This window comes from Collinsella sp. OF02-10 (assembly GCF_003463445.1).
Classification (GTDB): domain Bacteria; phylum Actinomycetota; class Coriobacteriia; order Coriobacteriales; family Coriobacteriaceae; genus Collinsella.
On record NZ_QSCW01000001.1, the window covers coordinates 151,875 to 176,697 of the forward strand.

Below are 24,823 nucleotides of genomic sequence, written 5' to 3' on the forward strand. Positions count from 1 at the left end.
GCGGGCGACCAGTTTCCGACGTTGTTAAATGCCCGGGATCCGACCCCCGGGCATTCTTATTTGCGCTTGTTGCGGCGCAAATGCCTTCTACCGTCCGCACCGCGCGTGCGCCTACGGACCTTAATCCGAACCTCATACGAGTCAAGAAACGCGATGACGAACGTACCCGCATCGGACGGTGGAGGCTGGCTGCGTTATCCCAAAAAAACGGGGCTGACTCCAGTGCGGAGTCTGCCCCGAAAAGAGAATGGCAAAGCAAGAACGTGGATGGACGAGAAAAGTGTCCGCAAGTCTCATGGCCATCACATCCCACCTGCCAAAGGGATGGGTGAGCGAGCGTTACTCCTGCTCGGACTCCTCAGCCTGCTTACGGCTGCGGATGAGGTGCGCCACACCGATGCACAGCACCGCGCCACCAGCGATCCAAGTGAAGGTCACACCGTTAAGACCGGTCAGCGGGAGGCCCACGGACTTGGTGTTGCCGATGTTGATGGTGACCTCGCCGGCAGCGGCGTTGGTGCCGGTGCCATCTTGACCATGAAGAACATTGTCGCCGGCCTTGCCGTCAAGCGTGCCGAAGGCGATGTCGGTGCGGACCTTGTCGGCCGCGGAAACCTCCGCCTTAAGATCCTTCACCTTCATGGTCGCATCGTCATACGTCGGGGTAATGGTGAAGGTGAAGGGGTTGGCCTTGGTGTAGGGGCCGTCGGGGGTCTGGACCTCAGTCACCCTGTAGGAGCCGGCATCGAGGCCGGAGACGGGGATCTTGCCGTCTTTGTCGGACGTGAACTTCACGTAGCCAGGCAGGTCGTTGTCGTCGGCAACGGTCACGAGCTGGCCCGCGACGACGCCCGCGGTGGGGTCGTCCTTCGAGGCGATATACTGGTCTTGAGTGTTCGCATCAGCGGACTGGATGGTGAAGACGGCGCCCGCAAGGCCCTTCTCGGTGCCCTGATCGACCTTGTTGAGGTTGAGCTTGAAGGCGAAGTCGGCGACGGTGTCCTCGATCGTCTCGCCTGTGTCATTGCCATACGGGTTGTTAGAGTACTCAAGCTTAACGGTGTTGGGGTTGCCACCCACGGTGTGCTCTGTGGTGTTGTTGCCGATAACAGCGTTCTTGTTAAGCTTGGCTTTGTAGAAGACAACGATCTCGGTGTTCTCATCAATGCTGAGGGTGCCAGTACCGTCAGCAATGGCAGACTTCAAACCCTTGTTACCGTTGTTGTCAACAGGAAAGTCAACGGTAAGTTTCTGATTCTGGAAGCTAACCGAATAGGAAGTCGAGCTAATCTTAGTGTAGGTGTTGTTGTTCAGGGCGTACACCTCGACTGAGTTATCGACATAATCCAGACCCGTCGAAAGATTATCGGTGAATTTGTAAGCATACGCGTCAAAGGTGGCGTAGTTGCTGGCAATCTTGCCGGTGAGCTTGTAGTTCACCTCCTGGCCGATCTGGGAGTCAGCAACGTCTTTCCATGCTTGTGAGCTCTTGATATCCGTCGCCTTCGCAGCGTCAGCATCATCGAGGATCTTCTTCTCGACCGTGGGGACGCTCTTCTTAGGCTTAATGGTTGTTGCGCTGGTGCCGTCAATCACAGCATACACAGGAGCCGTAAATGCGTCGGTAGACTTTCCGTCAGGCTCACCAGACGTATTGGTGAGGAACAGCCAGTAACCAGCAGAGAGATCAGTAAGCTGGGCACTGTTTTCCGACGTTTTCTTCCAAGTAAGCGTAGTGTTCTTTTCAAGATTGGCAGCAATCAGACTCAGTACATTATCGTTTTTGACTTGCTCGGACGTCCCCGAGACGTGGGCATTTGCACTCAGATAGTCGGCTGCATCCTGAGCGTTCGTGCTGCTGTAATCGCTTTTTATAGTTCGAATTGCATTAACAACAGCCTGCTGGATCGCTTGCTGCTCAGTCGTATCGGCGCCGGCCCACTCGATGCCGCTCACCGTCGTGGTTCCGTTAGTCGTAGTCACCTTAGCCTTGAAGATCTGAATGCCCTTGTAGGTAGACGACTTGGCGTAATCGGAATCACTGAACGTCACAGTTGAGCCGCCCTCAGCAGCAAACGCCATGGTCACCGGGGCCATGACTCCGCCGAAGCTCAGCGCTGCTGTGAGGCCGGCGGTTACTGCCAGGCGTGCGATGTTCTTGCTCATGCTCATCTTCTTTTCCTCTGCTTTCTGCTTGATTCCCATTTGATCGGTCATCATCTGTCTGTGTCTTAGCATCTACTTCGCTACGTCTCGCCCCGCTCTCTGTGGGGCTGCCAGCTACTCTTTATGACTGCCACCTCCCCGCTTGACCAGGAGCGCGACCACGATGAGCGCGGCTCCCGCGACCGCTGCGGCGGCCGCGGCGTACATTGCCATATCGCCAGTCGAGGGCATAAAGCCTCCGGTGGTAATGCTAGGGGGTGTGACGGTGGGCGTGTTGATGAGCGACGCCTCCAGGCTGCCCGTCGACCCGTCCGCGCTGTCGGCGCGCAGGGGCGACTCGGCCGTGATGGTGAGTTTGGGCTTGGCGGCGGCCACCTGGTCGACGTCCAGGCCCTCGGCCTTGACCGTCACGCAGCGCGTGCCCTCAAAGGCGGTGTAGCCCTTGGGCGCCTTGAGCTCGCGGACCTCCAGCTTGCCCGAGTCCACGCCCGAGACGGTCACGCGGCCGTCCTCGCCCGTGGTGACGGTGACCTTGCCTTGCGCATCCCACGTGCCGTCGGCCGCAAGCGTGCGACCGCGGTCGTCGGCGATGCTCAGGACCGCCCCGGGCAGTGGCTTGTCGCCGTCGCTGCCGCGCTTGGTGAGTGCGAGATCCCAGGTGTAGGCGCACGCGTCGTCGCTCGGCGTGCGGGTGAAGCCGGCGTCGCCGGACTGGTCGGCAAGAGGAGAGCGCGGGTAGCGCAGGTAAACCTCGTTGGGGTTGCCCTTCGCGATGCCGTGGTTGCACGCGCTGTTGAGCGGCGCGTTGTACACGGCGATCACGCGGGCGCCCGCGGTAAAGGCGTCGGCCCCGCCGAGCGCGGCGACCAGGTCGCCGGTGCGCACGGTGAAGGTCTTGCCGTCGGCCGCTACCTTGGTGGCGCACTGGGCCGTGATGTCGGTCCAGCCCTTCGCGGGCTCGGTGCCGACGCGGCCGTCCTTACCGGTCGAGACGGCGTCGAAGCCGCCGTCCGCGCCCGCCGCCACGTATACGCGCATGCTCGCGGCCACCTTGGAGGGGTCGAGCCCCGCGCTCATGGTGTCGACGAACTGCACCGCGTAGGTGTCGTAGGCGGCAAGACCCGCGGGAATCGTGGCCGAGAGGCGCCAGTACAGGTCGTCGCCGACCGTGGCGTCGGCGGCCTTGCCCCAGGCGGCGGTGCTGTCCTCCAGCACATGCTTGGCCACCTTGGGAGTGGCGGCCTTGGGCTTGACGGTGACGGCGCTGCCGCCGACCAGAACCATGACCGGCGCGGTGCCGGCCTCGTTCTGGGAGATGGCGTCGTCGTCGGCGACGATGAGCCAGTAGCCACAGGGCAGCTCGGCCGCCGTGCCCGCGTTGAGGGCCACGGACACGGCGCCAGAGCTCCGGAGGGAACGAGCGAGCTGTGCGCTCAGCGCGCTCGTAAGGTGGGAATCGGTGTTGAGCCGCTCGGCAGCTTCCTGCGCGGTGGTCTGGGAATTGGGCATACCAGCGCTATGCAGCACAGGCAGCACGGCGTCGCGCACGGCGTCGCTTGCCCAGACAAGGTCGGTGGCGATTTTGGCATCGTTGTCGTCATCGATGACGTTGGCGCTAAAGATCTGGTAGGCGTTGTAGCTGCGCGCCACGGTACCGCCCACCGTGATGGATCCGGTCGTACTCGGCGCGGCCTGCGCGGATGCGGGGAACACAACCGCGCAGATGCCGATCAGGAGGGCAAGCAGCGCAAACAAGATCGGGAAGGAGCAAACTTTCTTATTCACGACGCTCACCTCCCTTCGCGCTCGCCTTGCGACGAACGTGCATCCAGGCCGCAGCGACGCAAAGCATCGCCGCGGCGGCAAGGTACGTCAGAGTGACGCCCGACATACCAGAAAGGGGCAAAGAGGTGGAGTAGGTGTTGATGAAGGTGGGGATGGAGGTCGGCTTAGAAGTATCGGATCCGTCGTTGTATTTCACCGGAGTTTGAACGGCTTCGTCGATGGGGTTGCCGTCAGCGTCCTTGGTCTGGGTGTAGGTCACATTCGTGGCAGCGATCGTGCCATCTTTCTGATCCGTCATCGTTACGTCAAGCTTATAGACCGACTGATCGAACTTGTAATGCGAGAAAATCGAACTTTCATTCTTCTCGCACACGTAGTACGTAAAGGTCTTGGAAGCGCCACGGCCCGTAGGATCACCGGCAGTGAAGGGATTCTTCGTGATATCAGAGAGCGAGTACTTAATCCCCTCACCAGACGCATTTAAGAACGAAAGCGTCTGGGACTTGTCGCCATCGACCCAAGTCTTAACCGTCTGAGCGTTGTTGAAGTCCGGGTTATTCGCAAACTCGAGCGTAAACTCCTTCATCTCGCCACCCTTAACGACCTTAGTCGCCTTAGGAGTCCAGGAGCCGCTGGAGGTGTACGGAGTGTACTTGTTGGTGAAGGTCTTTTCCGCGTTGGAGTCGATAATCGAATAATAGCCTTCGCCGTCTCTTTCCATAATGCCCAGCGCTTTTGTTGAACCTCCGGAGCGCCTGGTCGCACTCACGCTTGTAATCGTATAGTTATGGACGTAAAGCGGAACGTTCTGACTTGAATCATCCTTCTTCGGCACATTCATGAGCAAAGTTTCGTTGTCCGTGAGCTGCACCTCGATCTCGTACACAGTGTGGTCGTACTCAATGTCAGAGTCTCCACCGGTCTGTTCGACCAAGTAGTATGTAATCTTGTTAGCCACAACAGTCTTATCTACGAACTGTTCACCAAGGTCAAACGTGATGTTACCTTCAGCGTCATTCTTGGCAGACCCGACTAAGGTGCAGTCACCATCGCTGAAAGAGTCATTTTTCCAAGAAGGCGCCGTCGCAGTATCCGAATCCTTGCGATAAACCGCGAAAGAAAACTGATCTTTTGTGAGCATTTCTTCTTTTTCGGTTTGCTTATTTTTCAGCGCCTTTGACGCCTTTAGCTTAAGGCTTGGGTAGACGTACGTATCCGCAGGCACGCCTAGGTACAGGTCGCCGTTCGACATGATGCCGCCGCCATGGTCCCAGGAATAGTTGCCCGTGATGAAGGTTGTAGCAGCCGCCTGTGCATTATTTGCTTCAGCGTCGCCAACATGAACATCCGAAGTCAATCCGATACTCCGATAAATCTGCACGCCGCCATCGGCAGGAATTTTTATAGCTTCTTTGAGCTCTTTGCTTCCCGAATACTTGGCGTCTCCGCCGCCGAGCATCTTGCCGATTATTGCCGCAAGCGGTTCCTTATGGCCATCCTTTGCCGCAAGGAAGAAATCGGCATGGCCGTTCTCGCGGAACTTCTCCGAGTTGTATGCATCTTGATCTTGATTCTTTTCGCTACCGCCACTTGAAAGATGGGGCTTGCCTTCATTACCACTGTTAGTTGCCGGATCGTAACCGTTGGCATTGTGCTCATCGCCAGCAGCATTGTGCTCAACGCCAGCAGATATATTGCCAAAGATTGCAGTGCCGTCAGTGTTCGTCACCAGCGTCTTGCCCGTCGGGCAGACTGCAACGCCACCACCATAGCCACCGGCGGTATTGCTGCTAATGTACGAGTTGTATACAAATAATCTACCAGCAGTATATTCCTTACCCGCATTCGAGTTTCCCTGGACAAAGATGCCGCCGCCGCCCCAGTCAAAGCGAGACATGCAATGGTTATTCGTAATGTAGACCTTGCTGCTCGTAGTTCCGTTAATCATCGCGTCAACCATCTGGCCCACACGAATGCCGGCACCCTCGGATCGGTTGCTCACATTAGAGGCAATAATTCCTCCCGTGATATTCAGCCACGCCATTCCAGAACGAGAAGACTCCTCATTTCGATCCACATCGGTAACGTAAACGCCGCCACCGGCTTCCTCGGAATAGTTGCCAGTAATCTGGCCGCCGGAAATGGTGACATGGGCGCCGTTATTGGCAGCAAGCCCAGCACCGCCATGGTCACCCCAGCCATCGTGGCCGCAGAACTTAGCCATTCTATTATTCGTGATATAGCCATCAGAAACGGTCACGATGCCGCCCTCGGCCATAATGCCGCCACCGAGTCCCGCGCCGAGTGTGCTATTACCGGAGATTATGCCATTAGTTATGGCAACCTCGGAATAACGGGCATACACACCACCGCCCCTATTAGCGCTGTTGCCGGCAATGACGCCGCCAGTCAGTTTAAGGGTCGAGACGTCGCCTTTCTCGTTGGATACCATAATGCCCGCGCCGTCACCCGAGCCGGAAGCGCCGCAAACGTATCCGCCGCTCATATTGACGGCAGAGCCGTTCTCGGCATAGATGAGGTTGCCGACGTTGCAGTCCTTTTTCTGCGTAATAGCGCCACTTTCGAGGTTAAACGTGCCATGTTGGTAAACGTTAATGAGCCTCATCTTGGAGTTCTTGGTGACTCCAACAATTGCACCCTTAATAGTCGCCTTGTACTCTTTGATCTTCTCAGTGGTACCTACACCACTTGCAGCCGATTCGGTTACGTAATAGGTAAGATCTTCCGGAACTTCATTACCGTCATAAGACATTATTGCCGTCTTGCCATAATTTTCAGGTGTCAGGTGCTCGTCCTTATCTTGCAGCTGCTGGCCGTCGGCAACTTTCTCCGGTACTTTCCCGGAATCCATGACCGTAAGCGTCGCATAATCTGCAACATCGAACAACGGACTGGCACTACTATCGTGCTTAATCTTGAAGCCATTTAAGTCCAAGGTGATCTTGGTGTTTGCCCCTTCAAGCCGAATCTCATCGTCGCACTCAATATCGGCAGTTAGCTTAAAAGTAGCAGCACCGTTTCCATCGCGTAGATCCTTGTTAAGGAGCTTTGACTTCAGATCTGTCCCGCTGCTAATTTCATGAGTCGGTTCATTCTCTGCAGCAAGTGAGATTGCGCCCTCGCCGTTAGCACCGTCATCCGCACCCTTGGCTTCCGCACCATCAGCAGCCGAGTCTGCGTCGACGGTATCCTCGCTCGCGTCATCCTCGGCATCATCACTATTCTGGTTTTCGGCATCCCCGTTAGTAGTGTTTTCTACATCAGTAGACTCACTTGAAGAACCCCCCCCATCACAGTTTCCTCGGTAGGAGCTGCCTGGGCATCGTTGGCAATGGCCTGCGAGATCGGGGGCATGACGAGCGACAGTACCAGGCTCAAAACGGAGGCTCCGCACAAAACGCCTGCCAGTACACGGCGCGTCGCTTTTTTACTCTGCTTAGATTTGTCTGAATTCGCTTTCATCGATGTCTCCTCCCCAAGAGACCGCGATCTTGCTCTTTCCCTATCAAACGTATCTGCGCAATCTGTAATTGCGCTCGCTAAGTGATGCAATTATAACGATTGTTTAAACATCTGAGCAGCAAAACCGACATTTTTGTGCAAGTTCTTAATTCTCTTGACATTTACTCAGATTTACCTTCGTTTATTCGCTATCTATTTTTTGTTTCTACCGGTAATTAAGTTAGTTATCAGTTTTTTAATAGCATTTTATTTATTTGCACAACCTTTTGCTCAAGAGCAAACATCCTGTGAACGGTCGAAAATCGACCGTGAGCGGTAGGTCATTAACCGGAAGGAATATCCTACCAAACTGATGAGAATATCTTTAACCCACCGGTGGTTAGAAGCATGATGTTCAGACAACTATATTTGAATTTTCGTGCAGATTCTAGGTAGCAATTCGCCCAAATCGCCTGAGGCCACCACAAAGATGCCTGCCACCTATTGTGGTGGTTCTTCCCCGGTGCTACAGCAGGTGCTCCTGGATAAAGATCGCGATGCCGTCTTCGTCGTTGCTCGCGGTTACAAAATCGGCGGCGGAGCGAGTGGCATCGCTGCCATTTGCCATGGCCACACCCACGCCGGCGTCAGCCACCATGCAGGTGTCGTTATCGGCATCGCCAAACACGCAGATGTTCTGGAGCTCCATGCCGTTGAGCTCTGCCACGCGCACCAGGCCGCGCGTCTTGGACACGCGCGGATCCATGAACTCGTAGAGCCGCTGCGTGGTCTGCAGAGCCGCCGCCTTAACGGTGTTATCGGCAAACGTCGACGCCCGCTCAATCACCCGCGGCATTACCTCAGGCGCCATGGTAAACATCACCTTGGGCTGTGGCTCGCGCAAAAACTCGGCAAAATCGACCACCTGGTAGGGCACGCCGTCGACGCGCGACAGGTGCTCGACGCACGCGTTGCTCTCGGGCACGTAGAACACGCCGTCTCGGGGGCAGACGGGCGTTGCCGGAAGGTCCGCCATGTGCTTGCAGATGCGCGCGATGGTCTCGCCCGACAGCGGATAGCTCAGCTCGTTGATGTCGTGCGCGCGGTCGATGACCTCGGCACCACCGCAGCCCACGAGCACGTCCACCAAGCCTTCGATGCCCCAGAGCTCGTACATGGCCTCGGTCGCGTGGGCGTCGCGCCCGGTGCACAGGCCAAAGAGCACGCCGCACTCGCGCAGGGCGCGGATCGCCGCCACGGTGCGCGGGGACACCGTGTGCCGGCTCGTGAGCAGCGTACCGTCGATATCGCAGAACACGGCTTTGATGTGGCTGAAGGTGGCGTCCATGGGGGCCTTTCTGAGTTGTGCGGCGGTGTGGGGTGTATTCGCAAACGGCGTACATGGTATACCAAGGCACAGGCGCGGCCCGTCAAAGCAAAAACCACCACAAAGGTGCCTGGCCCCCTTTGTGGGGGAAGTGGCGTTTGTGGGCCAAACCATCACAACATTCGATGTTTTTCGGCAAAATCGCGATTTTCATCGAATGTTGTGATGGTCTTTACTGCCTTGCGGCACGATCAAAATGCCGGCGCCCAAACAGCAGCAACGCCGCGGGGACTGCCGTCACGACCATGCCTGCTCCGATGAGCGTCTGCTGCACGCCAAACGTCGCCGCCAGCCACGGAGCAATCGCCAGCGGGGCCACGCCAGCGAACATATTGCCAAAGCCCATGACCGAATTGACGCGACCAAGCTGCTCGAGCGGCGCCGTCGTTTGCACGATGGTGTTGTGGAACGGGTTGACGACACCCCAAGCTATGCCCAGGGCGACCTGACCGACAAGGGCCACACCCACGTACGGCGTCCCCACATAGAGCAGGCTTCCCAGGCCCACGGACATAAGTGCCACGAGCAGCGTTTTTAGGTTGACCAAGTGCGGCGGCAAGCGGAGCGCGAGCACGGCACCCAGCACCGCGCCCACGCCCGAGGCCGACGAGAGCCAGCCCATCCACTCAACGCCGACGCGTAGGACATCGCGATAGAAAAACGACTCGAGCGGATCGAAGGCTCCGTAGCCAAAGTTCGAAAGAAAAATGATGCAGAAAAGTAGCGCGAGGACACTGTTGGTGAAGACTGTCTTGATGCTGGCTGCGAAGGTGGCGCGGGTGGATGTGCTGGGGTTGGAGCTTTGTCCCGCACGCTCCCCTTCCTCCGCCGAATCGGCATCCGCATCCCCGACGACATGGCTGGTCTGCGGCCTAAAGCCCCAACCGGCGATGAGCGCCAGCACGGTAAAGAGCATCATGAGAACAAACACCGCGCGCGACGACGCAGCAGCCGCGACAAAGCCACCCAGCGTGGGGCCAACGATGATACTCACGTTTGAAAACATGGCGATGGCGGAGTTGATGTCTTTGAGCTCGACAGGATCGTCGGTGAGGTAGGCCGGATAGGACGTGGCGATGGGCTGGGCGAATCCCATCACAAAGCCCAGAAACACCGCGCCGAGCAGGACGACGCCGGTCGCGCTACCAAAGGCGATGATTGCCGTGCCAGTTGCAAGAGCACCGACGATGCTCAGCAAGAAATGGCGGCGCGGACCCCATGCATCGAGCGCAGCACCGCCCGCAAAGGATCCCAGGATCACGAAAACGTTCATGAACAGGACGGCCAGCGATGTCGCGACGACCGAAGCGCCGTCCGCATAGGTGAGCGTTCCGATGACGCCGATAAAGTAGCTGGTCTGAAAACCGGTGTAGATGAGAAAGCGCATCGCCACCAGGCGCTTGGCCTGCGCGGACAGCGATGATTGAGGCTTTGAGAAAAGGGAGGCGAGCATGGAGACTCCTTGTTTCATACGAATGCGGACGGCGGGCATTCGCCACCGTCTGTCAAATCAATCAATCCGCATGAAACATTAAGGACGCATCAAGCCCCTTTTCTCCGTTTTTCGCCCGTCATGAACTACTTGGTAGATTGTAAGGCATGTCCCACACATCTACCAAAGCAAAAACCACCACAAAGGTGCCTGGCCCCTTTGTGGTGGAAGTGACGTCTGCCCAGATAAAACCTGCCAAAACAAACCTGTCCCTTTTTGGCAGGTTTTAGGCCAGATGATCTTGGATGAGGTCGCAGATGGCTCGGGCGTCGTTGATGTTGATGGCTCGGGTCGCAAAGCCGGCGTCGAAGGCCTGACGCGCCAGGGCCTCGTTGCAGGCAAGGGCCAGCGTGTGACCGTCGACCAGATCGAGCGAGCTCTTGCCGCGCAGACGGTCGACACCGGAGCGCGCCACCACGATGTTGTCGAAGCCCTCGGTCTTGTAGCCCTCGATGATCACCACGTCAACATCGTTGTAGCGCGACAGCAGCTCGCGCGCGAGCATCTCGTCCTCCTCGCGCGTATCGGCGTACTCCGCCCAGCGCGTGGCGCAGATGAGTCCCACGTGCTTGGATCCGGCCTGGTGATGGCGCCACGTATCCTTAGCGGGCACATCGATATCAAAGCCATGATGCCCATGATGCTTGAGCGAACCTACGCGCAGGCCGCGGCGTGTGAGCTCGGCGATGACCTTCTCGACGAGTGTGGTCTTGCCCGAGTTTTGGTAGCCGATAAACGCGATCGCGGGAACGGCCGGTGCCGGAGCTGCGGGCGCAACGGCGACGGGTGTGCCCGCGGGTGCATTGCCCGCGGCTCCCACGGCCTCAACAGTAGCGGCCTGGCGTTCGGCACGATCCCACACGCCCGAGCGACCGCCCTCCTTGTGCAGCAGGCGCACGTCGACGATCTCCATGCCGCGATCGACGGCCTTGCACATGTCATAGATGGTCAGACACGCGGCACTCGCGCCGGTCAGGGCCTCCATCTCGATGCCGGTCTTGCCCGTCACACCAGCTGTAACCAGTACGTGAAAGCCAACCTGCCCGTCCACGCGCGCCGGCGCCCAGCCCTCGGGCACGTCCTCGGCCGGCGTCCCCGCCGGAGCGATGGGCGCAATGTCGCACTTGCTCTTGGTAATGAGCAGCGGATGGCACATGGGGATGATGTCGCTCGTGCGCTTGATGGCCATGATGCCCGCCACGCGCGCACAAGCAAGCACATCGCCCTTTTTAGCGCGGTCCTGCAGCACCATGGCCTGCGTCTCGGGGTGCATGAGGATGGTGCCCTCGGCGATGGCAATGCGATGGGTCTCGGCCTTGTCGGACACGTCCACCATACGCACCTCGCCCTTGGCGTCCACGTGCGTGAGCTCGTCGCGACGGGCGTCACGGGCGGGCTCGGTGGCAGCACCGGCAGTCGGCTGCGCGGACGCGTCGGCGTTGCCAGCATTCGCCGCAGCCGTGACTTTGTGGGCAGACATCGCGGCCCTGCGAGCGGCCTTGGTGGCATCGGCGTACCTGCTCTTGGCCATATGATCATCCTCCGATTTGGGACATAAATCGTTGCGTGCCCTCAATTATCGCGTGTTCCTGCGGTTTGTGGGCCACAGCATCGCGCCAAATCGAAAGTACCTGCATATCATCACCACGGCGCAGCGCCTCACGCACCGAATACTCGGCATCGCTGAACAGGCACGGACGCACGTTGCCATCGGCCGTCAGGCGCAGACGGTTGCAGTTCGCACAAAAATGATTGGACATGGCGCTGATGAAGCCGACCGTTCCCGCCGCACCCGGAAAGCGCCAGTAGCGCGCAGGGCCCGCGCCGGCAGGAGCGTCGTTGATGTCGAGCGGCTCGAGGTCGCCCAGTCCCACCGCGGCGGCCCCGGCATTGATGCGCGCCCGCAGCTCGTCGCTCGGCACGGTATCGCTCGCGTCCCACAGCTCGGGATTGAGCGCGGGCGCATGCGGGTCCACAGCGCAATGCGAGCTCGTGCGCTCGTCGCCAATGGGCATGTATTCGATAAAGCGCAGGTGGATGGGGCGGTCGAGCGTGAGCCGCGCAAGGGCCGCCACATCCTGGTTGAGTCGGCGCACCACAACGCAGTTGACCTTAACGGGCTCAAAGCCCCAAGCCAGCGCCGCGTCGATGCCGGCCATGGTCTGCTCGAGCCGACCCAGGCGCGTGATCTTTCCAAACAGCAAGGGGTCGAGCGTGTCGAGCGAGATGTTGACGCGGTTAAGCCCCGCGTCTTTGAGCTGCGGCGCCAGCTTGGGCAGCAAGGCGCCGTTGGTGGTAAGCGAGATGTCCTCGATCTGCGGAATCGCGCGGATGTCGCGAATAAGCGGAATGATACGGCGGCTGACCAGCGGCTCGCCGCCCGTCAGGCGCACGCGGCGAATGCCCTCCCCCGCTACCAAGCGCACAAAGCGGGCGATTTCCTCGGCGCTGAGCAGCTCGTCGTGCGCGCGGGGCGCCACGCCATCGGCCGGCATGCAGTAAATGCAGCGGAAATTGCACTTGTCGGTAACGGCAATACGCAGGTAGTTGATATCGCGGCCAAAGCCGTCATGTTGCACGTGTCCGTCCACGCAGGCCTCCCCTCACGCGGCGTTTTATTCTTCGGAAAACATAATACCCCACGGGAGAATCACGCCGACACCCGTACGACAGGACAGGTCGCTTCGAGCAAAACGAACTTCCCAAGCCCATCCTCAGCACACAAACCATCACAACATTCGATGCTTTTCCCGATTTTGGCAAAAAACGTCGAATGTTGTGATGGTTTGCCTGCCCACGGCACCCCGTAGAAGGACCAAAACGCCCCTAGAGGCCGCCGTCCCAGTGCCGAATCACGAATTCTCGCAGGTCGTTCTGACGTTTCTGGAACGCTTCGCTTCGGTCGCACTTAAGGCCTATCGCAAGCGCGATGGCGTTCATCGCCCGGTGCAATTGCAGCTGATGGGCAAACTGAGTCCCGGTGAGGACGATCATCCTAAAGCCCAGCGCGCTCAGCACGGTCATGCGCTCCGCATCCGACGCGCTGCGCTGTTTATCAAGATGGTCCGAGCCGTTATATTCAATCCCCGTACCGCTCGCAGGTGCATATACGTCGATCTCGAAATACCCGGCCTTTGCGAGATACTTGAACTCGCTGGGAACATCAACCCGATGGTTGAGCTCGATCTTGGCGTATCCCAGCCCTCCCTGGGAACGTTTTGCTACGACCATGATTGCGGTGGCCGTCTCCATGGGCGATCGCGCGCCATCGTGCACGCGCCTGAGCACGGCGGCCGCGCGTATAGCCCCCTGACGAGATCGGTTCTCATTGCAATAGGCAATCAAGTCGGCAACGGTATACCTCTGCCCCATCTCGACATAATCGTCCGTCGACAGATGATTCAAATGGTATCGGGCGCAGATTTCGTAGCCATATTCCAGCTGCTCGGGCTCGCTCATCCACGAACCCGCTTGAACAAAGCACATGGCCTCATCAACCACTAGAAGGCCCTCTGCCACCTCGATAAGATGGCCTGGAGGTACCGGCGCCCCAAACACGTGGCACCTAAATCCAGCCGGCGTCGAGCGCTCAAAATCGAAGTTGACGAGCGTGTCGATATGATCGAGCTCTTCTCGTGGAATACCAAGCGAAACCAGATAGTCGGTAACGATCCCAACTGCCGTTGAAGCCCTCAGTCCCTTGGCATCGAGTCCCAATTTGGGCAGGCTCGCAGTCGGCTCCGCCTCGCTAGCAAGCGAGTCCTCATCGTATAGGCTGCTTGCTCGCGAGAGCGGCTCGGACGGGCGCGCCACGTTGTGGTACAGCCAGGCAGTCTTATGGGACAAGACGATCGGCAGGTCCATGAGCCCTCCAATGGAGTCGGATAACCAACCTTATTCCCCTGCCCACGGGTCCGCACACCTTCGTGCACAAGAAAGCGATTCCACCCGGCCGAGTGGCAGAAAAACCATCACAACATTCGATGCTTTTCTCGATTTTGGCGAAAAACGTCGAATGTTGTGATGGTTTGAGGCTAGGTGAGGGGGCACGGAGGGCTCAAAGCATCGTGCTCGAACGGGTTAATCCAGCTCTTTTAAGCCATGCGCGAGCTGCCAGTATTCGCCGTGCTGAGCGAGCAGCTCTTCGTGCGTGCCGCGCTCGATGATGCGGCCGTGTTCAAGGACCATGATGGCATCGGCGTCGCGGACGGTGGACAGGCGGTGCGCGATCATAAACGTGGTGCGTCCGCGCATGATGCGGTCCATACCGCGCTCGATGAGCTTTTCGGTACGCGTGTCGATGGAGCTCGTGGCCTCGTCCAAGATGAGCACCGGCGGGTCGGCAACGGCCACGCGCGCGATGGCGAGCAGTTGGCGCTGGCCCTGCGACAGGTTGGCGCCGTCGGCCGTGACCGGCGTGTCGTACCCTCTAGGCAGGCGGCGGATAAACGAATCCGCGCAGGCTGCCTCGGCAGCGGCGCGCACTTCCTCGTCGGTCGCGTCGAGCTTGCCAAAGCGGATGTTCTGCGCAATGGTGCCGCTAAACAGGTGCGTGTCCTGCAGCACAATGCCGAGCGACCCACGCAGACTGGCCTTGGCAATGTGCTTGACATCGATGCCGTCGTACGTGATCTCGCCGTCATCGACCTCGTAAAAGCGGTTGATGAGGTTGGTGATGGTCGTCTTTCCGGCGCCCGTCGAGCCCACAAACGCGATTTTTTGCCCCGGCTTGGCAAACAGGTTGAGGTCCGTGAGCACACGGGTGCCCGACACGTAGGAAAAGTCCACGGCATGGAAGCGCACGTCGCCGGCAAGCGGGACCAAGCCGCACGTGAGCTCGGTACCGTCGGCAGCCACCGCACGGCCCGACTCATCAACGGCAGCCACATCATGCAAGTGCCCGTACGCGCCCACGCCCTGGCCCTCGGGAATCTTCCACGCCCACGAGGCGTCGCCCGTCTGCACCAGCTCCACGCAGCCCTCGTCCACCTCAGGCTTAAGGTCCATAGCCGCAAACAGGCGCTCGGCACCGGCCAGCGCATTGAGCAAGAAGTTGCCCAGCTGCGTAAACTGGTTGATGGGCATGGCGGCCTGGCGTACGAAGACCAGATAGCTCGCAAGCGCACCTACGTCGGCGAGTCCCTTGATGCAGAGCATGCCGCCCGCCACGGCGACGACGGCGTAGTTGGCATAGCCGATCACCACGGTCATGGGCACCATCGAGTTGGCGTAGGCTTGCGCGGCGCCACCGGTGCGGCGCAGTTCTTGGTTGCGCACGTCAAAACCAGCCACGTTGGCCTGTTCGTGATTAAAGACCTTGATGACCTTTTGGCCCGAGACCATCTCTTCGATATATCCGTCCAAATCGCCCAGCGACGCCTGCTGAGCGGCAAAAAAGCGCTTGGAACGCATGCCCGAGTAGCGCGCGTACAGCACAATGGCCGCGTCGCACACGAGCGTGATAATCGTGAGCTGCCAGTTGAGGATGATGAGCATAGCCGTGGTGCCGACCATTTGGATGCTCGCCTGAATCACGTTGGCAAAGCTGTTGTTGAGCGCCTCGGAGACGGTGTCGACGTCGTTGGTAAAGAAGCTCATGATGTCGCCCGAGCGCGTGCTGTCAAAATAACTGAGCGGCAGCGTCTGGATGTGCGCGAACAGGTCGCGGCGGATATCGGATACCACGCGCTGGGCCGCACGCACCATAATTTGCGAGTAGCCCAGAGCGGAGAGTACGCCCACGGCGTAGATGATCGCCGTCAGGATGACCTGCTTGGCGAGCAGTTCCTCCCCGCCCGTGGCCAAACCGTTAACGATGGGGCGCACCATGTAGGTGCCGGCGAGGCTCGCGATGGCGGCGACGGAGGCGAGCACGCCCACCGCGAGCAACGAGAACTTGGCATGCCCCATGTAGGAGAGCAAGCGACGCACAGTGCGCTTGAGGTCGGCAGGGCGTGCTTGGGCTGCGGTCTTAGGCATGGCGCTCACCCCCTTCCAAGGGCGATTCGCTGGGGACGGAGGAAAACTGATCGTTCGCGCAGCGATCGTCGCAGCCGTCGCCGGTGTCTGCGTTCCCAGCGAACTCCATCTGCGAGGCATAAATCTCCTGGTAGATGTTGTCGCCCGCCAGCAGCTCCTCATGCGTGCCCACGCCGTGGACACGGCCGTCGTCCAACACAATAATGCGGGCGGCATCCATGACGCTCGCAATGCGCTGCGCAATGACAATCACCGTCGTGTTGGGAATCTGAGCGATATGCTCGCGGATCTTGGCGTCGGTCGCCATATCGACCGCGCTGGTCGAATCGTCAAAGATGAGCACACGCGGATGCTTGAGCAATGTACGCGCGATGCACAGGCGCTGCTTCTGCCCGCCCGAGACACCGGCACCGCCCGGGCCCAGATAGCCGTCAAGGCCGCCGATGCGATCCAGGAACTCGTCCACGCATGCCGCCCGGCAGGCACGCAGGAGCTCCTCGTCGGTGGCATCGGGCGCGCCCCACTGCAGGTTCTCGCGCACGGTACCCGTAAACAGCACGTTCTTTTGCAGCACAATGCCCACCGCGTCGCGCAGGGCAACCAGGTCGTAATCGCGCACATCGCGCCCGCCCACGAGTACGGCGCCTTCGGTGGCGTCGTACAGGCGCGCGATCAGCTGCACAAGCGAACTCTTGCCCGAGCCCGTGCCGCCGAGCACGCCCACCGTGGAGCCTGCCTCAATGCAAAGGTCAATATGCTCGAGCACATCCTCGGCAGCATCCGCGCGGTACTTAAACGACACGTCGCGAAACTCGATGCTTCCGTCGGCCACCCCGTGCACGGCAGCGGCAGCGTCGGGCGCTTGGATAAGCGAACGCTCGTCGAGCACCCGTGAGATGCGCTCCACGCTGGCAAGTGCGCGGGTGAGCAGCAAAAACACGTTGGAAATCATCATGAGCGAGTTCATGATCAGCAGCACATAGCTCATAAAGCCCGTGAGCGAGCCCACGCCGAGCTCGCCGGCAAGAATCATGCGCCCGCCGATCCACAGAATGGAAAGCGCTGCCACGTACATCGACAGCTGAAACACCGGCAGGTTGAGCACGGCGTTGCCAAAGGTCTTCGTCGCGGTGCGCGCAAGCTCGGTATTGACGGCATCGAACTTGGCCTCCTCGTGCTCGGCACGCACGTACGCCTTGACGGCGCGCACGGCGGTGAGGTCCTCCTGCACCACACCGTTGAGATGGTCCATCGAGGTCTGCAGCTGGCGGTAGAGCGGGCTCACGCGCACGGTAATGATACCGAGCACGATGGCGAGCATCGGCAGAATGACGGCAAAGACCGCCGCGAGCTCGCGCGAGAGCGCGAAAGCGTAGACGAGGCCCATGACCAGATTTACCGGCCCGCGCACCATGGGGCGGAAACCGTTACCTACGGCGTTTTGAATCACGGTGATGTCGGTGGTCATGCGAGTGACAAGCGAGCTGGCGTCGTAGTTGTCCAGATTGCCAAAAGCGAGCGTCTGGATCTTGCGATACTCGGCCTCGCGCAGGTTAGCGCCCAGCCCCGAGGCGACGCGAGCAGACGTGCGTGCATAGCCCAAGCCAAGTACCAGCGAACATGCGGCGCATACCAGCATATACGCGCCCTGCAACAGCATGTAGTTGATGTCGCCCGCGGGCACGCCCACGTCGATGATATTTGCCATGATGACCGGGATAAACAGCTCGAGCGCCGTCTCGGCCGTCACAAAGAACACGCCGAGAATGGCATCGCGGCGGTATGCCCCCAGATAGGAAAACAGAATCTTGAGATTGCGCACGCAGGTTCATCCCCCATCAAACGTTGTTCGCAAACCCACGTATTATGGCGCGCCATGCGGCGGTGTCAAGTGTTCCGAAATCGATTTCTGCAAGGCTAGTGCAGGCGCTAAGCTCGCAAGGTGCATCTCTGTATTCAATTGGAAATGAACGCGAGCGCGACTTTTTTCGCCCCGCTGCCAACATAAACCTTGACTCTACAATCGTTGCAGGGTTTTCACTACACTGGTAGCAAAACGAACCCAGCCAGAAAGCCCCGCCCATGGAACACGACCTCACACGCGGCAACGTCCTCAAGACCATCGCGGTCTTTGCCCTGCCTTATATGCTCTCGTACTTTTTGCAGATGCTCTACGGCATGGCCGACCTGTACATGATGGGGCAGTTTAGCGGCGCCGCCGGCATCACCGCCGTGGGCAATGGCGCGCAGACGCTCTATATCATCACTGTGACGCTCGTGGGTCTGGCCATGGGAACGACGGTCATCGTCGGCCACGCCGTGGGCTCGCGCCGCTTCGACCGCGCCGAGGCCGCCATCGGCAACACCATCACGCTCTTTATGGGTGTCTCGGTGGTGCTGGCCGCTGTCTTGCTCGCACTGTGCCCGCAGATCGTGGCGCTCATTGGCACGCCGGCCGAGGCGGTCGAAGGCACCGCCGCCTACCTGCGCATTTGCTTTATCGGCATTCCCTTTATCGCCGCGTACAACATCCTCTCGGCCATCTTTCGCGGGCTGGGCGATTCGCGCTCGCCCATGTACGTGATCGGCGTGGCGTGCATCATCAACATCGCGCTTGATTTTCTGTTTATCGGCCACATGGGGCTCGGCCCCGTGGGCGCCGCACTCGGCACGGTCATCGCACAGACGGCCAGCGTTGCCCTCGCGCTCGTGTGGCTCAAAAGCCGTCGCACGAACATCCACGTTAAGCGCAGCGACCTGCGCCCCCAGCCCGAGGTGCTCGGTAGCATTCTTAAGATCGGCGTGCCCGTGGCCGTGCAGGACGGCTGCATCCAGGTGGCGTTTATGTTCATCACCGTCATCGCCAACCACCGCGGCCTGGTCGACGCCGCCGCCGTGGGCCTAGTCGAGAAGATGATCAGCTTTTTGTTCATTGTGCCGAGTTCCATGGGCGCTACCGTCAGCGCGCTCACGGCGCAAAACGCCGGTGCGGGCAAGGGCGACCGCGCGCGTCAGGTGCTCAAGGACGCCATGACCATCTCGGTGGTGTACGGCTGCCTGGTCACGGTGCTCATGTGGCTGGTGGCACCAGCGTTTATCGGCTTTTTTGCCAAAGACGCCGCGGTGGTCGCCGCCGGTACTGGCTATATGCACAGTTATATTCTCGACGCGATTTTTGCCGGCATCCACATTTGCTTTAGCGGCTTTTTCGCTGCATATGGCAAGAGCTACATCGGCTTTGCGCACAACGTGCTGGCTGTGGTACTCATTCGCGTACCCGGTGCATGGCTGCTGTCGAACGCCTATTCCGACACGTTGTTTCCCATGGGCATCGCCTCGCCGTGCGGATCGATTTTGTCGGCGGTCATTTGCGTTGTCGCGTTTACCGTGCTCAACCGCCGCGGAACTTTTGACAAGCTGGTGGCGTAGCGGGGCAACGCGAGCCTGGCGCTCCTCCCCTGTTTTTACCGAAAGGAGCGGTCCTGTGACCGACATGCCAAGCGAACACACCGAGGGCCTGCTCTGCATTGGCGAGGTGGCGCGCCTGCTCAATTTGAGCGTGGGCACACTGCGCCATTACGAACAGATGGGGCTATTGGAGCCGGCATATGTCAATCCGGCGAGTGGGTACCGCTACTACGGATCGCGGCAGCTCTCCACCCTCAACACCATCGGCAACCTGCGCGTTCTCGACCTGCCGCTGACCCAGATTCGCGAGTTTGTCACTACGCGCGATATGGATTTGATGCAACGGCAACTGACCAAGCAACAGGAGTTAATTGAGCACAGGCGGCGTGAGCTGGAGCGCATGTCGCGCAAGATTGACCAGCGACTTGCCTTGCTTCATGGCGCTTTGAATGCTGATCTCGACACCATTAGCGAAATCGAGGAACCCGAACTTCGCTGCGCCACGCTGCACGAGCGCGTCAATCCCACCGACGCCTATTCGCTGGGATGGCATATCCGCCAGCTTCAGCAGGGGCAGCACGAAACCTTTGCCTATCTGGGCAATCTGGGTGTGGGCATCGCGCCCGAACGCCTCGCCGCCGGCGATTTTGATGGCTACGACGAGGTCTTTCTGCTGCTCGATGACACCGATGATTACTTGGGCGATGTTGAGACGCGACCTGCCGCGCGCTGCCTGACCATAAGCTTCCGCGGCACGCACGGGCAAGCAGCCCCACGCTACGAGCAGCCGCTCGGCTATATGCGCGAGCACGGCCTGACACCCGCCGGTCCCTCACGCGAGATCGCCCTCATCGACGACATCATCAGCGACGACCCAGCAACCTACGTGACGCAGATCACGGTGCCGGTCTCTCTAGGCTAGACCGAGCCTCGCCTCTAACTCGGTCAACGCCTCAAAGGCATCGCGAGATGCACCCGCCGCGCGCTCGCGCTCGGCAACGCAAATTCGCATCATTAAGCGCTCTTTTGCCTGCACTTGGGAATGCCTCGCGCGCCCTTCCGCCTGCGAGCAATTGCGATTCTCGATATCCATTACGCCTCCGGCACCTCGCCAGTAGCCAAGATCTGCTCGAGTGTGTCCTCATCCAACACGGGCACACCCAGCTGCTCGGCCTTGGTGAGCTTGGAGCCTGCTTTGGGGCCGGCGATCAGATAGCTCGTCTTCTTTGAAACACTGCCCGAAACCTTGGCGCCGAGCACCTTGAGCGCCGCGCCCGCCTCGTCGCGGGTGCGGTTGACGAGCGTGCCGGTGAGCACGAAGGTCAGACCCGCGAGCGGTTGTGCATCGGCGAGCTCGCCCGCCACGCCCGCGTCGGCTGCGGCTTGTGCATGCGCGGCGCCCAAGTCGACCTCGAGCGACAGGCCCGCCTGGCGCAGGCGCTCCAGCACGGCAAGGTTTTCGGGCACGGCCAGGAACTGCTTGACGCTCGCCGCAATCTTGGGACCGATGCCCTCGCACTCGGCGATGTCCTCTTCGCTCGCCAAGATGAGCTTGTCGATCGACAGAAATCGCTCGGCGATGACCTCGCCCACACTCTTGCCCACGTGGCGGATACCCAGGGCAAACAGCACGCGACCGAGTGGCTGGCTCTTGGACTTGTTGAGCTCGGCGATGATTTTCTCGGCCGTCTTGAGTCCCACCGGGATGGGGTCGCCCTTCTTGACGCCCTTTTTGCTGTTGGAGCTGGCATAGGTGCGGCCCGTGTCCAGTCCGGCGATGTCGTCCACCGTGAGCTGGTAGAAGTCCGCGACGTCGTGAATCAGCCCGGCGGCGATCATCTTGTCGACGAGCTCGTCGCCTAGGCCATCGACGTCCATACAGCCGCGGCTCACCCAGTGGAGCAGGCGCTCCTTGAGCTGCGCGGGGCAGTCGATGGACACGCAGCGGTATGCCACCTCGCCGTCCTCGTGGACCACGGGGCTACCGCACACGGGGCAGACCTCGGGCATGTGCCAGTCGACCGAATCGGCCGGGCGCTTGTCGAGCACCGGCCCCACGACCTCGGGAATCACGTCACCCGCCTTGTGCACGATGATGGTATCGCCCTCGCGCACGTTTTTACGACGGATCTCGTCGATGTTGTGCAGCGTGGCGCGCGCGATGGTGGAGCCGGCAACCGTCACCGGGTCGAACTCGGCGACCGGCGTGAGCACACCGGTGCGGCCCACCTGGATGCGAATTTCGCGTAGGACGGTCTGCTTTTCCTCGGGCGGGAACTTAAAGGCAATGGCCCAGCGCGGTGCGCGAGCAGTAAAGCCCAGGTCGAGCTGCTGCTGGAAGCTGTCGACCTTTACGACCACGCCGTCGATGTCGTAGTCCAAGTCGCCGCGATGCTCGAGGGCCTGGGCACAGAACTCGTGGACCTCGGCCGGCGTGGCGCAGCGGGCCACGTTGGGGTTGACGCTAAAACCGGCGCTGCGCAGCCAGTCGAGGAACTCACGCTGGCTGTGGACGTGCAGCGGATCGGTATCGGCAATGGCGTAGATAAAGGTGGCCAGGTCGCGGCGCGCCGTGACCTTGGGATCCTTCTGGCGCAACGATCCGGCGGCGGCGTTGCGCGGGTTGGCGAAGGGGTCGCGGCCCTCGGCATCGGCCTCTTCATTCAGACGAACAAAGCTGCCTTTGGGCATATAGACCTCGCCGCGTACTTCGATGGTACGCTCGCGGTCGGCGCCCATATGAGCAAGCGCCGGCTCGGACAGGTGCATGGGCACATCCTTGATGGTACGGACGTTAAGCGATACGTCCTCGCCCGTGGTGCCATCGCCACGTGTGGCCGCACGTACGAAGGTGCCGTTTTGGTAGGTAAGCGCCACGCCCAGACCGTCGATCTTGAGCTCGCAGGTATAGGTGACGCTGCCGGCACCGAGCGCATCCTCAGTGCGCTGGAGCCACGCGTCGAGCTCGTCCAGGTCCATGGCATCGTCCATGGAATACATGCGCGCCATATGCGTGACCGGCGTAAACTGCTCGCTCACGTAGCCGCCCACGCGCTGGGTATAGCTGTCGGGCGTCACCAGGTCAGGATAGGCCGCCTCGATCTCCTGCAGCTCAACGAGCATTTTGTCAAAGGCGGCGTCCGTGATCTCGGGCGCATCAAGCATGTAGTAACGGTAGGCGTGGTAATCGAGCTCGTGGCGCAGCTCGGCCGCGCGCGCTGCCGCCTGGGCACGAGCATCGGTCAGTGCGGCGGCATCCGCGGTCGTGGGCGTTTCGGTATCGATATCCACACCGTCACCAAACAGGCTCGATTGCTCCATAGCGGTACTCCTTCGCTCGATTTCAAACGGACACTAGAGTACCACCGGTCGCAACGGGGCCGAATAGCGGTCTCAAACCGCACCGAATCGGCAGCCGCCAGACTGGGGTGGGTCGCGCGATTAAACCATGCTCTTATCAGCTCTAAATGATCCGTTTTCCTCCGTCCCCAACGGATCAATAAGAAAAAAAGGGCTGTCCCACGTTGATGGGACAGCCCCCTGGCCTCGATATGTGCGAAACGGCTCGTTAGTAGCCCTGGCCGTGGCCTTGCCCCTGGCCCTGCTGGCCTAGCAGCTCCTCCAGGTACTGGCGCAGCTGTTCGTCGGTAATACCGCCGTTGCCGGTGTCGGTCGAGCTGTCGTCCTGCTGCTGGTTCTGCAGCTCCTCGTCGGAGCCCAGCTCGACAGTGACCTTCTTCTCTTCCTTGCCGCGCATGAGCGTGATTTCGACCTTCTCGCCCACCTCGTGGCTGCGCAGTGCGATGATCAGGCCATCGGCGCTCGTGATCTCGTCGTCGCCCAGCTTGGTGATGACATCGCCCTCCTGAATGCCGGCCTTGGCAGCAGGACCATCCTCAACGACGCTCGCCACGTACGCGCCGCTATCGGTGCTCAGCTTGTTGGTGCGGGCGTTGAGCGCATTGACGCTCGAAAGCGTAGCGCCCATGTACGGATGCACCGGCGTCTTGCCGTCGATGATCTGGTCGGCAATGTTCTTGGCGTAGTTAACGGGAATAGCAAAGCCCACGCCCGAGCTGGAGCCCGAGTAGCTCTCGATGAGCGAGTTGATACCCACAAGCTCGCCGTTATCGTTAACGAGCGCGCCGCCGGAGTTGCCCGGGTTGATGGCGGCATCGGTCTGGATCATGTTGGCATAGATGGTGTTACCGTTGGCAGAGCTCATGGCCGTGGAGCGATAGAGCGCCGAGACGATACCCGTGGAGACAGACTGCTCGTTGCCGAACGGCGAGCCGATCGCCATGACCCACTCGCCCACGTTGAGCTTGGAGGAATCACCGATCTCAATCGGCGTGAGCTTGGAGGCGTCTGCGTCCTTGAGCTTGATGACGGCCAGGTCGCTCGAAGCGTCGTTGCCCACGAACTCGGCCTCGTAGGTGGTGCCGTCATCCATGGTCACCACGTACTGGTCATAGCCATCGACCACGTGGTTGTTGGTGAGGATGTGGCCCTCGGTATCGAGCACAACGCCCGAACCGACGCTGCCCGAGCCATCCGACTCGTCGGCAGACTGCGAAAGCGAGCCATTCTGGCTGCCGCTCGAAGTGGCGGTAATGGAAACCACGGAGGGCAACGCCTTGGCAGAGACGGCCTCCGCCAGCGTGGTGTCCTCGGAGTCGATCGTAATCTTTTGCGTCGAAGAACCCGAAGCACCCGCCGTCACGGCATTCTTCCCGCCGCCAATGTTGAGCGTGCCACTCATAATGAGCGCAATGACCAGCAGGGCGCCGCAGGCACAACCGGCAAGCGCTGTAATAAAGATCGGCAGCTTTTTGGTCTTGGTCTTGACCACCGTGTGCTTGTTTACAACCTGTTGGCCGCCCAGCGGCTTGCCGGTCTGCGTGTCGTATGCCTGCACGTAGGGAATGTTGCTGTCGGCAGGCGTCGACTCCACCTGCACACGCGGCTGCTGCTGGGTCTCGCCGGCGTTGCCCGCATCCTGGGGACGCTGGGAATCGTTCTCGCTCATAGCTGCGATCCTTTCGTCAAATAACCAAAGGCCCGCCAAACATGTGGCGGGCCATCATTGTTCACGTTGAGTTGTACCCCAAGCTGGGCAGTCCCGAGCACTAGATGCCAAGATT

Annotated in this window: 14 protein-coding genes; 2 read left to right on the forward strand and 12 right to left on the reverse strand. The window is 60.1% G+C overall.

Features of this window, described 5'->3' with window-relative positions; genetic code table 11:
- Positions 1 to 339: 339 nt before the first annotated feature.
- From DXA43_RS00675 to DXA43_RS00725, 10 genes are all read right to left on the reverse strand, one after another.
- Entirely contained in the window at positions 340 to 2,166 is a 1,827-nt protein-coding gene (locus DXA43_RS00675; RefSeq protein WP_158564915.1) for an isopeptide-forming domain-containing fimbrial protein, read from the reverse strand.
- A 114-nt stretch (positions 2,167 to 2,280) separates the two neighbouring features.
- Complete coding sequence (locus tag DXA43_RS00680) at positions 2,281 to 3,951, reverse strand: isopeptide-forming domain-containing fimbrial protein (RefSeq protein ID WP_117805977.1); 1,671 nt, start codon at positions 3,949 to 3,951, stop codon at positions 2,281 to 2,283.
- The gene (locus tag DXA43_RS00685) at positions 3,944 to 7,366 is read right to left on the reverse strand and encodes a Spy0128 family protein (protein ID WP_147344705.1); all 3,423 of its coding nucleotides are present in this window, start codon (positions 7,364 to 7,366) and stop codon (positions 3,944 to 3,946) included. The genes DXA43_RS00680 and DXA43_RS00685 overlap by 8 nt, the downstream gene beginning before the upstream one ends.
- A 573-nt stretch (positions 7,367 to 7,939) precedes the next feature.
- Positions 7,940 to 8,761, reverse strand: coding sequence for an HAD family hydrolase (locus tag DXA43_RS00695; RefSeq protein WP_117758193.1), 822 nt, complete (start codon positions 8,759 to 8,761; stop codon positions 7,940 to 7,942).
- A gap of 211 nt (positions 8,762 to 8,972) precedes the next feature.
- On the reverse strand, positions 8,973 to 10,253 hold the full coding sequence (locus tag DXA43_RS00700) for an MFS transporter (RefSeq protein WP_158564916.1): 1,281 nt from the start codon (positions 10,251 to 10,253) through the stop codon (positions 8,973 to 8,975).
- 265 nt (positions 10,254 to 10,518) lie between these two features.
- On the reverse strand, positions 10,519 to 11,823 hold the full coding sequence (gene mobB, locus DXA43_RS10565) for a molybdopterin-guanine dinucleotide biosynthesis protein B (RefSeq protein WP_117758195.1): 1,305 nt from the start codon (positions 11,821 to 11,823) through the stop codon (positions 10,519 to 10,521).
- A 4-nt stretch (positions 11,824 to 11,827) separates the two neighbouring features.
- Complete coding sequence (gene moaA, locus DXA43_RS00710) at positions 11,828 to 12,883, reverse strand: GTP 3',8-cyclase MoaA (protein WP_233508830.1); 1,056 nt, start codon at positions 12,881 to 12,883, stop codon at positions 11,828 to 11,830.
- A gap of 235 nt (positions 12,884 to 13,118) precedes the next feature.
- On the reverse strand, positions 13,119 to 14,156 hold the full coding sequence (locus tag DXA43_RS00715) for a hypothetical protein (protein WP_117758196.1): 1,038 nt from the start codon (positions 14,154 to 14,156) through the stop codon (positions 13,119 to 13,121).
- Positions 14,157 to 14,372: 216 nt separating this feature from the next.
- A complete protein-coding gene (locus DXA43_RS00720; RefSeq protein WP_117758197.1) occupies positions 14,373 to 16,271 on the reverse strand; it encodes an ABC transporter ATP-binding protein in 1,899 nt (632 codons plus the stop codon).
- The gene (locus DXA43_RS00725) at positions 16,264 to 18,093 is read right to left on the reverse strand and encodes an ABC transporter ATP-binding protein (RefSeq protein WP_117758198.1); all 1,830 of its coding nucleotides are present in this window, start codon (positions 18,091 to 18,093) and stop codon (positions 16,264 to 16,266) included. Before DXA43_RS00725 ends, DXA43_RS00720 begins: the two co-directional genes overlap by 8 nt.
- Positions 18,094 to 18,353: 260 nt before the next feature.
- Between DXA43_RS00725 and DXA43_RS00730 the strand changes: the two genes are divergently transcribed.
- Both DXA43_RS00730 and DXA43_RS00735 read left to right on the forward strand, forming a co-directional pair.
- Positions 18,354 to 19,700, forward strand: coding sequence for an MATE family efflux transporter (locus tag DXA43_RS00730; protein ID WP_117805981.1), 1,347 nt, complete (start codon positions 18,354 to 18,356; stop codon positions 19,698 to 19,700).
- Between the two features lie 64 nt (positions 19,701 to 19,764).
- A complete protein-coding gene (locus tag DXA43_RS00735) occupies positions 19,765 to 20,601 on the forward strand; it encodes a MerR family transcriptional regulator (protein WP_233539991.1) in 837 nt (278 codons plus the stop codon).
- Positions 20,602 to 20,771: 170 nt separating this feature from the next.
- On the opposite strand, the gene ligA is transcribed toward DXA43_RS00735, so the two are convergent.
- Complete coding sequence (gene ligA, locus DXA43_RS00740) at positions 20,772 to 23,000, reverse strand: NAD-dependent DNA ligase LigA (protein ID WP_117805983.1); 2,229 nt, start codon at positions 22,998 to 23,000, stop codon at positions 20,772 to 20,774.
- A 247-nt stretch (positions 23,001 to 23,247) separates the two neighbouring features.
- On the reverse strand, positions 23,248 to 24,708 hold the full coding sequence (locus tag DXA43_RS00745; RefSeq protein WP_117805984.1) for a S1C family serine protease: 1,461 nt from the start codon (positions 24,706 to 24,708) through the stop codon (positions 23,248 to 23,250).
- Between the last annotated feature and the right edge of the window lie 115 nt (positions 24,709 to 24,823).

What these genes read in the sequence shown, in the direction of transcription:
- ligA (WP_117805983.1), bottom strand. Translation starts at nt 23,000, where the DNA reads ATGGAGCAATCGAGCCTGTTTGGTGACGGTGTGGATATCGATACCGAA.
- DXA43_RS00720 (WP_117758197.1), bottom strand. Translation starts at nt 16,271, where the DNA reads ATGCCTAAGACCGCAGCCCAAGCACGCCCTGCCGACCTCAAGCGCACT.
- mobB (WP_117758195.1), bottom strand. Translation starts at nt 11,823, where the DNA reads ATGGCCAAGAGCAGGTACGCCGATGCCACCAAGGCCGCTCGCAGGGCC.
- DXA43_RS00695 (WP_117758193.1), bottom strand. Translation starts at nt 8,761, where the DNA reads ATGGACGCCACCTTCAGCCACATCAAAGCCGTGTTCTGCGATATCGAC.
- DXA43_RS00745 (WP_117805984.1), bottom strand. Translation starts at nt 24,708, where the DNA reads ATGAGCGAGAACGATTCCCAGCGTCCCCAGGATGCGGGCAACGCCGGC.
- DXA43_RS00700 (WP_158564916.1), bottom strand. Translation starts at nt 10,253, where the DNA reads ATGCTCGCCTCCCTTTTCTCAAAGCCTCAATCATCGCTGTCCGCGCAG.
- DXA43_RS00675 (WP_158564915.1), bottom strand. Translation starts at nt 2,166, where the DNA reads ATGAGCAAGAACATCGCACGCCTGGCAGTAACCGCCGGCCTCACAGCA.
- DXA43_RS00715 (WP_117758196.1), bottom strand. Translation starts at nt 14,156, where the DNA reads ATGGACCTGCCGATCGTCTTGTCCCATAAGACTGCCTGGCTGTACCAC.
- DXA43_RS00735 (WP_233539991.1), top strand. Translation starts at nt 19,765, where the DNA reads ATGCCAAGCGAACACACCGAGGGCCTGCTCTGCATTGGCGAGGTGGCG.
- DXA43_RS00730 (WP_117805981.1), top strand. Translation starts at nt 18,354, where the DNA reads ATGGAACACGACCTCACACGCGGCAACGTCCTCAAGACCATCGCGGTC.